The 14056-nt window shown below is 56.3% G+C and carries 14 protein-coding genes; 7 read left to right on the top strand and 7 right to left on the bottom strand.

From position 1 onward, the window contains the following. Positions 1–6 precede the first annotated feature (6 nt). Positions 7–1155 carry a helix-turn-helix transcriptional regulator gene (locus tag EKK30_RS01975; RefSeq protein ID WP_290979473.1) on the bottom strand — a complete coding sequence of 383 codons (1149 nt, stop codon included), beginning with the start codon at positions 1153–1155 and terminating at the stop codon, positions 7–9. Between the two features lie 515 nt (positions 1156–1670). Then, a complete protein-coding gene (locus EKK30_RS01970) occupies positions 1671–1880 on the bottom strand; it encodes a cold-shock protein (RefSeq protein WP_290979470.1) in 210 nt (69 codons plus the stop codon). A 527-nt stretch (positions 1881–2407) separates the two neighbouring features. Between EKK30_RS01970 and EKK30_RS01965 the strand changes: the two genes are divergently transcribed. Beyond that, positions 2408–3115: a redoxin domain-containing protein gene (locus tag EKK30_RS01965; RefSeq protein ID WP_290979467.1), complete on the top strand. Its 708-nt coding sequence runs from the start codon at positions 2408–2410 to the stop codon at positions 3113–3115. A gap of 74 nt (positions 3116–3189) precedes the next feature. After that, positions 3190–3924 carry a peroxiredoxin-like family protein gene (locus EKK30_RS01960; protein WP_290979464.1) on the top strand — a complete coding sequence of 245 codons (735 nt, stop codon included), beginning with the start codon at positions 3190–3192 and terminating at the stop codon, positions 3922–3924. On the opposite strand, the gene EKK30_RS01955 is transcribed toward EKK30_RS01960, so the two are convergent. Further along, positions 3881–4819 (bottom strand): LysR family transcriptional regulator, encoded by a 939-nt coding sequence (locus EKK30_RS01955; protein WP_366927312.1) that lies wholly within the window; start codon positions 4817–4819, stop codon positions 3881–3883. The genes EKK30_RS01960 and EKK30_RS01955 overlap by 44 nt on opposite strands. A gap of 286 nt (positions 4820–5105) precedes the next feature. Here EKK30_RS01955 and EKK30_RS01950 point away from each other — a divergent pair, with 286 nt between their 5' ends. From EKK30_RS01950 to EKK30_RS01940, 3 genes are all read left to right on the top strand, one after another. Then, positions 5106–5927 carry a 3-hydroxybutyrate dehydrogenase gene (locus tag EKK30_RS01950; RefSeq protein ID WP_290979461.1) on the top strand — a complete coding sequence of 274 codons (822 nt, stop codon included), beginning with the start codon at positions 5106–5108 and terminating at the stop codon, positions 5925–5927. Positions 5928–6120: 193 nt separating this feature from the next. Further along, positions 6121–6606, top strand: coding sequence for a cupin domain-containing protein (locus EKK30_RS01945; protein WP_290979458.1), 486 nt, complete (start codon positions 6121–6123; stop codon positions 6604–6606). A gap of 72 nt (positions 6607–6678) precedes the next feature. Continuing rightward, positions 6679–7887: an MFS transporter gene (locus EKK30_RS01940; RefSeq protein ID WP_290979455.1), complete on the top strand. Its 1209-nt coding sequence runs from the start codon at positions 6679–6681 to the stop codon at positions 7885–7887. Here EKK30_RS01940 and EKK30_RS01935 read toward each other — a convergent pair whose 3' ends face one another. Together EKK30_RS01935 and EKK30_RS01930 are read right to left on the bottom strand one after the other, a co-directional pair. Beyond that, the gene (locus EKK30_RS01935; protein WP_290979452.1) at positions 7888–9486 is read right to left on the bottom strand and encodes a M12 family metallo-peptidase; all 1599 of its coding nucleotides are present in this window, start codon (positions 9484–9486) and stop codon (positions 7888–7890) included. Between the two features lie 71 nt (positions 9487–9557). After that, on the bottom strand, positions 9558–9824 hold the full coding sequence (locus tag EKK30_RS01930; protein WP_290979449.1) for a hypothetical protein: 267 nt from the start codon (positions 9822–9824) through the stop codon (positions 9558–9560). A 253-nt stretch (positions 9825–10077) separates the two neighbouring features. On the opposite strand from EKK30_RS01930, the gene EKK30_RS01925 reads away from it, so the two are divergent. Together EKK30_RS01925 and EKK30_RS01920 are read left to right on the top strand one after the other, a co-directional pair. Further along, positions 10078–10572, top strand: coding sequence for a DUF302 domain-containing protein (locus EKK30_RS01925; protein ID WP_366927311.1), 495 nt, complete (start codon positions 10078–10080; stop codon positions 10570–10572). A gap of 49 nt (positions 10573–10621) precedes the next feature. Continuing rightward, entirely contained in the window at positions 10622–11794 is a 1173-nt protein-coding gene (locus tag EKK30_RS01920) for a patatin-like phospholipase family protein (protein ID WP_290979587.1), read from the top strand. 33 nt (positions 11795–11827) lie between these two features. Here the strand turns inward: EKK30_RS01920 and EKK30_RS01915 are convergent, their stop codons facing one another. Both EKK30_RS01915 and EKK30_RS01910 read right to left on the bottom strand, forming a co-directional pair. Next, entirely contained in the window at positions 11828–12448 is a 621-nt protein-coding gene (locus EKK30_RS01915; RefSeq protein ID WP_290979443.1) for a peroxiredoxin-like family protein, read from the bottom strand. A 163-nt stretch (positions 12449–12611) separates the two neighbouring features. Beyond that, positions 12612–14039 (bottom strand): hypothetical protein, encoded by a 1428-nt coding sequence (locus tag EKK30_RS01910; protein ID WP_290979440.1) that lies wholly within the window; start codon positions 14037–14039, stop codon positions 12612–12614. Positions 14040–14056: the final 17 nt, after the last annotated feature.

The following is a 14056-nucleotide window of genomic DNA, read 5'->3' as shown; positions in this document are numbered from 1 at the left end:
CTGGCATCAACCTTTCGGTTGATAGTCTAACGTGGCGTCGCGTGACGCGAGACGAACAAGGTCTGCTTGGCGACGCAGGCCTGTCTTCGAGAATATATGGTTTAGATGCGTCTTGACTGTCGCAGCAGAGATGCCGAGCCGTTCGGCGATTTGCTGTACTCCGCTCTCCTCCCATACAGCAGCCAGCACGCGTAGTTCACTAGGCGTCAGGAGGAAACGCGCGGCGATTTCTTCGAGTGGAGACTGAAGCGCCAATCTAACTTCGTTGACGAAGAGAGCCGCAACGGCGCCGCTCGTCGTGACGTCTCGCCGAGCATCGGACGCGAGACAAAGAACGTGAGCTACAAAGCGGCTCTTTCCACCATTGGCCAAGACTACTTCGATGCCTTTTACGCCCAGGACAGAGTCCCCCCTTGCCGCCGCCGCGAAGGCATCCTTGAGCGCGCGTTCCGCATCTCTATCGATAGCGTGCAGGATACCCTGATCCGCTCTAATGATGGCAGCGTGCGCCAAATATTCCTCCGATTTGGCATTCGCGAAAACGATGCGGCCGGTTGCATCCACCATCAGAGCAGCTGAAGAAATGAGATGTAAAGCGTTCTCTAGGAGGCGCTCGTGCGCGCGTCCTTTTTCGATAACTTTGCCGATCGAAACGGCTCTTCTGATATGTGGAAGAATAAGGTTACACCGTTCGCGAGCGCGCTCGTCGACGACCCCTTGGCGCTCATGTCGCTGCACAGAGAAAAAAGCCGTGCTCGTCAGTGTTCGTTCCAAGTTGGCGCCAAGAACGTCGATGTAGTTCTGCGGCTTTACCCATTCCATATAGAACCTGGTCTGACGAAACTCGTCGTGAGGGATAAGATCGCCACCGGAAACCACCTTACCAACCTCTACGAAGGCCAGCGCCGGGAAATACGGATTCAGGCTCGCGTATTTCTCCGTATACAGCTGCCCGTAATATGCGTCCTCGTTCCAAGAATGAAATACGGCGGCCTCGTTGGTCGCCAAGTCTTGCCAAAATAGATTAGCCGCTTCACCGCCGATGAACCGAGTCGTTGCCTCTAGAGCTTCATTCCACTTGGATGGATCGAGGACTGCATCGTAAAGTCGCTCGATGGAATATGATAATTCTTCGGAGTCGCTTGCCAACGCCAATTGCAATTCCCTCAATGAATTCGCATAAGGCTATCGAATCACCATAAGGACGCAAGCGTTTCATTTTTAATCCGACCGGCATTCCCACAATCAATTCCATTGTCCGGTAGGCGACATTTATGTTTTGATTGAACGGCGTTCCGGTGCACGTTGCCGGTGGCCCAATGCTGCTTTCGATTTTCAAACGATCAATGGCGAAATTCGACTGCACGTATTTTCTGCCACGAGATGATCTGACGACTCTCGCCCCCATCAACTCGGAAATGGCAATCGCGAGTTGCTCCAACCGGCGGTGCTTTGCGAGACGTGGAAGGTGGCCAAGCTTCAGGCAGCACTCATCCTGAGTGTCCTGGAGGTTGGTTCAAAGAAACACCGGCCGCGTTCAGCCCGGCGGCCGGTGCTTCCCGTGGATACCAGGCAAAACGTTTTCCGTGAAGTGAACGTGAGCGAGGCTACATCGTTACTTGCCGGTTGACCTGATCAGTAGCCGCTCACCAACATCTAAAACGGATTAATTAAACCAGTTTGATAGTGCTTACTGCGGTCTTACCACTCCGGCGATCAACTTCAGTCTCGAAGCTAACCTTTTGATTTTCGCGTAAGCCCGTCAGTCCAGCACGCTCCAGCGCCGTGGCATGCACAAAAACGTCATTGCCACCGCCATCAGGAGCGATGAAACCGTAGCCTTTTTGATCGTTGTAGAATTTTACCGTTCCGGTAGGCATTGAAACACCCTGTCTAAGATACTCGCCACTGTGGGCCGCCCTCTGTATCACGGAGTGCTGTTGGAGAACAGGTTTTAGACCGCTGTGATCTACCCATCTCGCTCGGAAACCTGACGGATGTTCGGATCCGTGACCACACCCCAGGCTCGCAAGGAGTGAAACTGACGACCAGTAAGCATTGCTCGCAAGCCTTTCAACAGCATAGGGCATGCCTCTGAAGGTAATTTGTGGTTGCCGGCAACATGCGCGGACGCTTCACGTCCCCCGCCCCATCTGCACTTGACCAGCGATTTTGCATGGGGCCATCAAGCATCGCACCCGCGGTTTGGGTTTAGGGAATTTCTTAGAAGATTAAGGCTGTGTGGGGCACCGATTTCTTCAGGAGCGATCGACGGGCAGATAGCCAGTTTCTATGGAAACCGGCAGAAACGAGCATTGGTCTTCAATGCTCGATCAGATCAGATTGGGATGTGAGCTGAGCCAACAGGCGAGACCGTGCAAGAGACTAGGATAAAAGGAGCTGATCCTTGACGCGCGCGTCGACACTTGCGGAAGCCTTCGCGGAGGTCTGCGCGATGCAAGCGCCCTTGAATGCAAGGCTCGCTGCTTATGCCGATAAACTACGCGAGTTGAACTTCCCGTTTGCCGAAGCTTACGACGATCTCGTCGCGCGCCTTTTTTCCGGCGAGGTTGGGAACATGGTCCCCGAGTTAGGCGCGGCACTCCCCCAGTTTGTGTTGCCAGATAGGTCTGGGCTTCTGGTCAGCCTAGAGGAACTAACAAAACAAGGACCAGTCATCCTCAGCCTTAACCGAGGCCACTGGTGCCCATTCTGCCGGATAACGCTGCGCACGATCGCAGAACATAACGACGAGATTGCAAAGACCGGTGCTCAAGTTGTTTCTATCATTCCCGATAGGCAGCAGTTCACAGATGATCTGAGACGAACAACTCAGCACAACATTCGCATCCTTACCGACGTCGATTGCGGTTATGCGCTGTCGCTTGGCCTCGTTGTATGGGTCGGCGAGCATCTGAAAACTTTGATGAAAGGGCGCGGCTACCACCTCGATACATATCATGGCAACGACGGCTGGTTCCTGCCGGCTCCGGCGACTTTCGTAGTCGACGGCGATGCCCGCATAATCGGCCGGTTTGTGGATCCTGACTTCCGCAAGCGAATGGAAGTCGACGATATTTTGTCGATCCTCACGCGCTTTCGCTCGGATCGTTGAGGACTCGGCTGATCCGAACTAGATTGGGAAAGGCCCAAGCAATGCCCGGAATTTCGAGCGCGGAGCCGCACTGAATGGCTGAGAAGACGCTTTCGGAAGCGCTGCATGATTGCACGGTGCGCTGCCAGAGTATGGAAGCGCCGCTCACAGCGAGACTGCAGGCCTTCGCCGCCGATGTGCGCGACCTCAGTCCCGATTTCGCCGATGTTGTCGACCGAATGGTCGCGCACTTAAAGGCAACGGGAGTTGGCGCGAATGCCCCAAGACCCGGTGAGCCCCTGCCGAATTTTATGTTGCCGGATCAGAAAGGGCGGCTCCATACTCTCGATGATCTGATCGCGAATGGGCCGGCGGTAATCGCGTTTCATCGCGGGCATTGGTGCCCCTACTGCCGCATCAATGCACAGGCGCTTGCCCAGATATATGGAGAGGTTAAGTCTCTCGGGGCGGAGATCGTCGCGATCACTCCTGAAAGCGAGCGCTTCAATTCGGAACTTGCGCCTGAAGTTCGAGACACTTTCCCAATCCTCTCAGACATGGACAATGGGTACGCATTGCTTCTCAACTTGGCGTTTCTGGTAAGCGACGAAAAGCGCGAGGCGATGACGGCTGCCGGCTGGGATTTCTCTACGTTTCAGGGCAACACGAACTGGACGCTTCCGATACCTGCAACGTTCATCGTAGGTCAGGATGGTCTTGTGAAAGCGCGGTTTATCGACCCCGACTACCGCAAGAGAATGGATACGGACGAAATTCTCGAGATCCTCAAGCAACTCGCGAGCTGGGCAGGATCTCCGGGCCCCCGTTGACGGGGTTGAGCTGTTCCTCGACCGCATGCCAATCAGCGGCACGAAGCATTTTTATCAATGTACTTGCAGCCGTTGAACGCTGTCGCCCGGCAACGGCATAGGCGAACACTGTTCGAGTGATTTCGAGACCCTCGATTTTCAAGCGTCGCGCATTCACACTGAGCACCGAGCTTCTTGGCGCGATTCCTATTCCGAAATTGTTCTCTAAGAGGGCCGTTAGGTCAGGTTCGGTCGAGATGTCGTGCTTCACTCTAGGCTGACCGCCGTGAGCGGCGAGAAACTGCAGAATTTCCTTAACATTCTCACAATTCGTGCGACACAGAAGCCGTTCAGCCGGTAGCTCGGAAGGTGAAACCGGCTCGGCTAGCGATGCGAGGCGGTGTCGGCTGCCGACTACTAAAAGATATGGTTCGGAAAACAGCTGCCAGGAGTCGAGCCGCTCCCAAACTCCCTCAAGCGCGCCGCCGATTCCGATTTCAGCTTCTCCCTTCTTCAAAAGCTCCGCGATCTCATTGTTCGTTCCGCGATAAAAACGCAGTTCAAGACCGGGTAGCACGCGCATCAGCTCCGAGAGGAAGGGGATGAGCAGCATGATGTTTACTGTAACGGATAGGGCGATGGCGAGCGGTGCCACAGCACCACTCTTGATAGATTGCGCCAGTGATTTGGCGTTTAAGGCGCTGTCGTAACACTGCTGAAGCATCGGCAGCATGCGCTGTCCGAGTTCGGTTAAATGGGAGAGGCTCCGCTCGCGGCGAAAGAGTTCGCCTCCCAATTCGTCTTCAAGTTGCTTAATCGCGCGTGTCAACGACGGCTGCGCCACGTTACAGCTCTCGGCGGCGCGCGTGAAATTTAGCTCACGCGCAACGGCCAAGAAGTATCTAACTTGGTGCATTTCCATCTGGATATGGGTCCGAATTTCAGCTGCCGATGACAAGGTCGGGCGCAAGCACCCGGCCGATAGTCAAAAGGTATCGAAACTTAGCTCAAAGGATATTTCTGATCCAGCGCTACCGCAGATAGTTTGCACGCAAACGAAGTCGCAGAGAGCATCGGCAATGAATCGGCTGGTTCAATGCGGTTTCGGCGGATGACCACGCCTCCGCCTCGTTCGCCTCAGGATCCGGTGAGCCCTCCCCCGTGCCATCGGATCCTCCCATTTTTTCCTTGGAGTGTCACCAATGAACGTCGATACGCGGATGAGGGAGTCTTTTGATCGCGAGCTCAGCGGAAAATCCGCCATCATTACGGGTTCAACGAGCGGCATTGGCCTCGGCATCGCCCGCTCACTCGCAAAACGCGGGGTGAACATTATGATCAATGGGTTCGGCTCGGCGGGAGACATAAATAATGTCCGCAAAGAGCTGGAGAAGAGCAGTGGTATCTCGACCGCTTTTTCAGGCGCCGATATGTCCAGCGAGCAAGCTATCGAGCAGATGATCGAGGACGCCAGAAGTGCATTCGGACAAATCGATATTCTGGTCAACAATGCAGGAATTCAGCACGTCGAGGCGATAGAATCGTTTCCGGCCGCCAAATGGAATGCCATTATCGCCATCGATCTCTCAGCGGCTTTTCATACCATCCGCGCCGTCGTTCCCGAGATGAAAAAAAGGCGATGGGGCCGCATCGTGAATGTCGCCTCCGCTCACGCTCTCGTCGCGTCGCCCTTCAAATGCGCCTACGTGGCTGCCAAGCATGGACTCCTCGGCCTAACGAAAACCGTCGCTCTTGAGCTCGCGGAGCACGGCGTCACCGCAAACGCCATTTGCCCAGGTTACGTTCTCACCCCTCTGGTAGAGAAGCAAATCCCAGAAACCGCCCAAGCTCGCGGTCTGACGGAAGAGCAGGTCATTCGGGACGTACTGCTTCATGCCCAGCCGACAAAGACGTTCGTCACCACTGAAGAGGTCGGCGAAATGGCCGCCTTTTTGTGCGGTGAGAGCGCGCGATCCATCACCGGCGCTGCGCTCCCCGTGGAGGGCGGATGGACGGCCCATTAGGCGCCACGAAAAAGCGACTGACCAGAACAAGCGAGCTTCCTGGCTCGCTTTTTTTGTTACATGCGCCGCAATAGCTCGATGCTATCGAACAGCGAACAAATCGATATTTAAAAATCGCACTCGCCCTCGGCAATGTGTCTTCGAAGGCGCTGCCGCGCTTCGCAAATTGAATTCAACTTCGGAGACACACACAATGACACTTCCTCTCAGCAAATCGTTGTTTGCTTTGACCCTTGCAGGCGCCCTTACCGGCGCACTCATGCTTCTGGCCAACGCAGCAAGTGCCGGCGAATGCCCGGCGGGTAAAGTTGTGACCAGTGATGGACAAAAGCCTGGCGCGACCGCCCACAAAGACGTCACAGAAAAGCTGCTCGGCGAAATCGATCTCACCAATGAGAAGGTGGCTGTTCAGGGCCATCACTTCCGCATGCGACGCCTCGAAGTTGCCCCGGGCGGCGAAGTGGCTTGGCACAGCCATGACGAACGGCCGGCTCTCATCTACGTCGTATCCGGAAAGATCACCGAGTATGCAAGCACCTGCTCGGTGCCTATCGAGCACGACGCCGGCGATCTCTCGGTCGAGAGCCATCTATCGCATTGGTGGAAGAACAATTCAGACAAGCCGACGGTCTTGATCTCGGCGGATATCGCAGCCGATCCCAAAGATCACAACATGTAAGATCGTCTTATCCGGTCGTTGCTGCCGGCCCGTCTGGTCCGGCAGCAATCATCCGTTCGGAGCTAGGAAGCGATGCGCACAGACGCTCAAACAAATGTTTTCGAAACTCCGTCGGAGCTTGCTGGCACGGCCACGTCGTTCGACCTGCTTGTGATTGCGATCACAGCATTCCTGACAGTCGTGGACCTGTTCGCAACGCAGGCGCTTCTTCCCACGCTCGCGAGCCATTACAAGGTCAGCGCCGGCACTATGGGACTGGCGGTCAATGCATGCACGCTCGGAATGGCCATCGGTGGGCTATCGATCGCCCTCTTGAGCGATCGCATCGAACGCCGCAGCGGAATTCTGGCAAGCTTGATCGCGTTGTCCGTGCCCACGCTGTTGCTCGCATTCGCCCCAAATATCGGCACGTTTGCGGCACTGCGCATCCTGCAGGGCCTCTGCATGGCGTCCGCATTTGGTCTAACTCTCGCTTATCTGGGCGAACACTATTCTGCCGATCAATCGGCGGCGGCATTCGCGGCTTATATAACGGGCAATGTTGCGAGCAACCTCATCGGGCGTCTCGTGGCAAGTGCGGTGACCGATCATGCCGGCCTTACTGCCAACTTCATCGTCTTCGCCGGACTGAATTTGCTTGGAGCCGCACTCGTCTATGGCACCATCAGTCGAATGCCTGCGAGACGAACTGTTTGCGCTTCGACTGAGGGATGTTCGGAACCCTGGTGGACGCACCTCCAGGTGACCGAGATGCGCGCGGGCTTTGCGATCGGCTTCTGCATCCTTTTTGCTTTCATCGGCACGTTCACCTACGTCAATTTCGTTCTCGTCGCGCCACCTCTTGGCGTCGGTATGATGACTCTTGGCTTCATTTACTTCGTCTTCCTGCCGTCGATCGCCACCACGCCCCTTGCCGGAGCGATCGCCAAAAATCTGGGTCACAAAGTATCTCTTTGGGCTGCGCTCGCGATAGCCGCTTGTGGGCTACCGCTTCTAGTCGTTCCCCGGCTAACCGCCATTCTTGTGGGAATGGTTTTGGTAGCGGCCGGAACATTTCTGGCTCAAGCTCTGGCTACCGGCATTGTTAGCCGCGCGGCGAAACACAATCGCGCCTCTGCGAGCGGCATCTATCTCGCCAGCTACTTTTCCGGCGGCCTGATCGGCACAGCTGTTCTCGGGCAGATCTTCGATCGGTTCGGATGGGCCGCCTGTGTGGCTGGGATCGGTGTATCCCTTGCCGTCGCCGCTTGGTTGACCCAGCACCTAAAACCTGCGCGCTAACTATCGGAACGCCGCGACGCGGGCTGCATTTTCGGATATGACACGGGCGTTATCGCTTTCGGCATTTCCCGCCGGCACGCCCCGTATCATGACCCTGGGGTTCGACCAAACCGGCACGCGCGGGCAGCCATCGCAACTGTCTTTGTACGCCATCATCGTTCGCCAGTTCTTGCCCGAAACATAGCCATGACCAAAAGAGAACGGATCTTTGCTGTCATCGAGCGCTTCGTCATGCCGTGCACCAATGATGTGGCCGATTTCGTGAGCCAATGAATACATGTTGGCGGCACATTCGTGATGAACGACCGTGAATGCCCGGTCTGCATCCACATGCACTCCGGCTGAGAGACCGCACCCGTGGGGATCGTCAACGATCAACACACCAACGTCGGCTTTATAACGGTCGCGGAGCGCATGAACTTCGTCCATGTAGCCGTCATTCTTGTCGGCAAACCGAAATACGTGTTCGAAGTGGGAGCCGCTTTCGACGTAGTCAGTTTCGTACGCGTAAGCGAGTTCCAGCTCCACGTTATCGATGCCACTCATGCGAAACGATTCATTCGCATCCTCGATCGCAAGCGGAATGAGATCCATCTTGATGTCTTGATAATGAGCCGCGGCCGCCTTCGTATAGGCGACGATGAGGCGAATGACGGCTTTTGGCGTCGCCACTTGCGGCAACGAGCCGACCCGAATGATATCCAGTGGCCCCGGTGCAATAACGCCGGCCGAGGCCGAAGGTATGTCCCGCGCCTCCTTTACAGCTTTTTCGGTGCCGCCGTCCTTTGGTGCCCCGGCGCCGCGAACACCGGTCAGCGCGCTCGGATCTCCCTGTGTGACGAGCGGATCCTTCGCGAAATGCATCTTTTCCATCATGTTGAAAGGCATAGGCGCATGTTCTTGGGGCATGCGGGCAGGGTCCATCTCGATGACCGCTTGCATGTCTCCCCCAAGTTCGTGAACGGAGTAGACATGGCCACGGTAAGTGACGGAGCCCGCCACGCGCCCGGTTGCCCACCATAGGATCGTCACGGGTTCGCCGGTTTCCGTTACCACGCCGTGCCAGGCATACCCATCATCGCGCTTGTGCAGGCTGATCCGCTTCGCAGTTACGGCGACGCCGCCAGCAAGGGGAATTACGATTTCGCCTCCAGACAAAATATGCTCAGCGACGGCCGCGGGAGCGACAGACATAACGGCGGCACCAACTGCAGCCTTGGTGTCCATGGCGGCGTGCATCACCGCACTCTGAGCTGCCGACATCCCCTTAGATTCAGCCATTGGGAGCAGTAGGTGATTTGCGGCAGGACTGAGCTTTTGCGCATTTGACCCCGCCTTCTGCGCAAGAACGAGGAAGGCTTCCCATTGCCCTGAAGGTATTTTCCAGATCTCTGCTTTGCTCATTTCCAGGACTTCACGGTCCGGCTTGCCGGCGGCTTCGTACAACTGCGAATAAGCAGAACTTTGCTGCTGCGGTAGGTTGGTCAACATGACATCGAGGGATGACGATGCATCAAATCCGCCAGCCAACGTGGCTGCCACACTTGCGGCAGCAAACAAGCCCATCCGAACGAGCCTACGTTGACGCACGGCGGTCATCGAAAAACCTCCAATAAAGAAAGCCCCGCAGCAGATGTGCGAGGCTTCTCGGCATGCTCTTCGTCAGCGCATCACTTGCCGTGCTTCGCCTGCATGTCGGCCTCGATCTGGTCCCAAACGCCATGGGGCGAGAAACCATCCCCGGCCTTGCACGAGTTGTAGGCGTCGAGCGACTTACGGACCGCATCCGCCAACTCATAGCCTGACATCTTGTCGATGTAGATCGACATCTTACCCATGTGCGTCTTGAAACCGCCGTCGCAATCTTCGGCTGCGTAAGTCGGAGTTGCAATCGCGGCAAAAATGGCAACGAGCGTTGCTGCTGAAGCGAGTTTCATTGATTCTCTCCTGGTGTCTTAGTTGCCCCTGCGAAGCGGGGTTGGGGAGAACCTATGAGCTTCCTAAAATCGACTGAAATGCCGTTTGGCACTGGAATTGATAGCTCGGTGCTATCCCCGGCAGCATCCAGCCTCAATTGATAGGCAGCGACTATCGACTTGGAAGCCAATCGATATTTTCGTGACGAGAGCCGCTTGGCCATTTTCCCCCTGACAATGATCGCTGAGATCGTGATGAAGAAGGAAGATGGTCATGCTCGTGAGGTCTGGGATATTCAGCGCTCTAATAGTCTCGCTGCTTCTAGCTTTGCCGCCGATGAGTTATTCGGCTTCGTCCTCCGACGGAGCGCCGGACAACGGCATCATCAAAGTGAAGAGCGTCTACAGCTTTGGTGAAACTGTCGCTCGTCTCAAAGCCGATATTTCGAGCAAGGGCATCATGTTCTTCTCCGCCATCGACCAGTCGCAACTTGGCGCAGGCGCCGGCATTACTCTCAACCCTTCGACTTTATTGATCTTCGGCAACCCGCCACTGGGAATTCAGTTTTTGACGTCAAATCCCGATTCCGGACTCGACTGGCCCGTGCGCCTTCTCGTCCGAAAGGATAGAGACGGGCAAGTCTGGGCCGTCTACACAGACTTCGGATGGATCGCCCGCCGCCATGGCATTAGCGACCGTGACGCGCAATTCAAAATGGCATCAGCAGTGATTGCTTCGATCACATCGAGCGTCGCGTCAAAGCGATGAATGAGAGGCCGCTATGACGCTGCACCCCAACTATCGCTCAACACCGGCAATGCAAGCACAACATCACGACCGCACCACCGGATACGGCCAAATCGTTCTGGTGCTGCAAGGTGGTGGCGCGCTCGGAGCTTATCAGTCGGGTGTCTATCACGCACTGCATGAAGCGGGTATCGAGCCTGACTGGGTGATTGGAACGTCGATCGGGGCAATCAATGCAGCTCTCATCGCAGGTAATGAACCAAGCGACCGGCTTGATGCTCTGCATGAATTTTGGCAACGAATGGCTCAGCGCTCGGCGTGGGACCCTGCGATGCTATGGCCGCAGGCGGGGACGATGTTTTCTTACTGGCAGGCTTTGTCGAGCGGTATTTCGGGGTTTTTCAGGCCCAATATGCTTGCCTTTCTCAATCCCCATTTCCCGCTAGGTGCAGAGCGCGCTGGCTACTATTCCACCTCCGAACTCGAAACGACACTGAACGATCTTATCGATTTTTCACTGATAAGACGGAACAAGCCTCGATTGACGGTCGGCGCCGCTCAGGTGCGGACGAGCCGAATGCACTACTTCGACAGCCAGCAGACAGAAATCACCGCGAAGCACATCATGGCATCGGGTGCTTTGCCACCGGCATTCCCGGCTGTGCGTATCGACGGTGAACTCTATTGGGACGGCGGTATTCTCTCTAATACCCCGGCCGAAGCGATCTTCGATGATTATCCGCGCAAGAACTCATTGGTCTTTGCGGTTCATATGTGGAACCCGACGGGACCGGAACCCTCGACGATTTGGGACGTGCTTCATCGCCAGAAGAATATTCAATATTCAAGCCGGGTGGCTACGCACATCATGCGCCAGGCGCAAATTCACCGCCTTAGGCACATAATCAAAGAGCTCGCGATGCATATTCCTGAGGAACTTCGCTCGCGCGAGGACATCAGAGAACTCGCAAGCTACGGATGCTTGACGCGCATGCACTTCGTTCGCCTCCTCTGGCAAGGCCACGAAACCGAGGACCACACAAAGGATGTCGACTTCACCTTATCCGGAATCAAGAAGCGGTGGCAGGCCGGCTATGAACAGACGATGCGTGTGATCGAGCAAGCGCCATGGCAACGAGAAATCGACCCGATCGAGGGCGTTTTCCTCCACGAAGCAGGAGACTCTAAGCCGATCGAAAGCATCAGCGCCGTTAACAACGAGACGTTTGTGCGGAAGACTTGACTGCTGATGCAGCAAAGGTGAGCGATCGCGGCTCTACGAAGCTTTATCCAGCGCTGAAAGGATCGCGTCGATGTCCATCCTGTGGCGAAAATCAGGATCGACGAAGCGGTCTGCGATCAGACCATCTCGGCCAACAACAAAGGTGGCTGGTATCGGCAGAAACCAGCTCTCACTTCTGTTGTACTGCTGCAATTCGATCCCGTGCTTGAGGTAGAGATCGCGAAACTCATCACCTAGCCAGATCGCCAAACCAAGATCGAGCGCATAACCGTTGTCGGCGTCGCATAGGAATTGAATGGTGTCATTAAGTTCCAGCCCAAGTCGGCGCGGTTGGAACTCAGGCATGATCGAGAAGACCAGCGCATCTCTTTGCGCGAACTCGTGGAGAGCCGACTGAAGCGCGAGCAGTTCGATCTGGCAATATTCGCACCAGTGCCCACGATTGAAACTGATGACGACGGGTCGCTTGCCGATGAACTCTGCCAGCTGAGTGACGCGATTGTTCTCGTTGGGAAGTACAAAGGGCGGCATCGGCTCGCCCGGCCTCGGCGCACCGCTACCGGCATCAGCAGATTTCAGCCTCGCAACGAGATCGTCATAGACGGCGGCGAACTCAGGCGCAAACTGGCAAACAGCCGAGGAAAATTCTTTCAAGCGCTCTCTAAGAGGCTCGTCCGAAGAACAAATCCGACGGAACGCGTCTTCAAGACTATTATCATTCATCGGAATTGAGCCGTTGAGATGTTCTTGGAGCAAGATACAGCGTTCTCGGAATCGTTGAGGGCTTGTGCCGCCAGCTTTCCTTCATTTCCGCACCCTATCTGGTTTCATCCGAGGGGGGCGAAACGACGTTCGATATTGCGGCGCGCAGAGCTTCGACCTGAGCTGTATCGACAGTCTTGCCGAGCTTCGCAATCAACTTTGCTTCCGCCGCGCACCAGTCGGGCTCACCACAAAAGCGATGGGCCAGCGTGATCCAGAGATAGGCTTCCGTGGTGTTCTTATCGACGAGGACATCGTCGCGATAGAGGTTAGCCAGAATGTTCATTCCGTTCGAGATCCCGAGCGAGGCGGCCTTGCGCGCAAACTCCGGAACCTTGCGCCGGAGATCGGCGTCCTTGCCGTATTTCGCGCCATACCACGCGAGGGCCAGATAGCCTGATGCGAGATGATTGGCGATGAATTCGTTTGCGATCGCGACAGCTTTCTCATTGCCCTGAAGCGCCATGTCGGTGAGCTCTGGTCCCGTAGGCCCAAGCGATTGAATATCGACGTCCATCTGTTGGGCCACTGTGCTCGCCCCTCCGGTGCCCTCGCGCGCCGCGAGCGTCACGAGTTCGCGCGCCGTGCGATGATCTTGCAGGACGAGCTGACCTTCCTCCAATATTTGCGCGAGCTTCATGCGAGCCGGTCCCACACCCATATCGGCCGCTTGACGTAAGTACATCAACGCCTGTCCATCATCCTTTCCGACAACGGGTCCAGCAAAATAGACGTTCGCCAGATCGAACTTGGCCACGCCGATCCCTTTATCGGCGAGCTTGGTGAGGACGGCGACCGCGGCGGGTGTCGGTGAGGTGCTCATCGCATCGGCGGCCGCAAACTCACCCAGCATGTCGATCAGAAAATCGCTGAGGTGAAGTGTGTTTTGCAGCTTCGCGACCGCTTCGCCGGGATAATCGATGTTGGGGAGCAGCCTATTGGCGGGAGCAACAACAGGACTTTTAGGAGGCTGCGGGGTGACTTCCAGAACGGGTGGCGACGGTGTGGTCACCGGCGCGGCAGGTGCCGATGCCTGTGCAGAGGGCTTGACTGGAGGTTGCACCGACGACGGTGGCGAGACTTTACCCGACGTATCTACCGGCGGCGCCTCGGCAGCGACGTTGGGCGGTGCATCTGGCGGCAACGCGTCGTGTGTGGCGGCCGCCACCTCTTTGGGAGGGTTCAAAGTGATTGCCGTGTCCTGTGTAGATTTCACCGCTTCCTGAGGAGGCTGCGTTGCCTGAGCGCTTTCTTTCCGAGGGGATGACATTGGCCAGAAAGCGAAGATCAGAACGGCCCCGGCCGTGATCGCCGCGACGCCGCTCCAGATGAATGATGGAGAGACAGCCGGAGGCGGAGGCGCAGGGTCGGGCGAAGGTATTGGCGCTTGAGAGGAGAGTTCTTCTCCGCAGACGGGGCAGGCGGTGAGACCCGCGGCTTGAAAAACGTGACCCTGGCTGCAGCGCGTGAGCCGTCCTGTCATGTTGTGCTCGACCTCTC

Origin of the sequence: Hyphomicrobium sp. (assembly GCF_003987855.1) — a bacterium.
Classification (GTDB): domain Bacteria; phylum Pseudomonadota; class Alphaproteobacteria; order Rhizobiales; family Hyphomicrobiaceae; genus Hyphomicrobium_B.
Note: the sequence above shows the minus strand (reverse complement) of the source record. Positions and strands in the feature narration are given on the sequence as shown.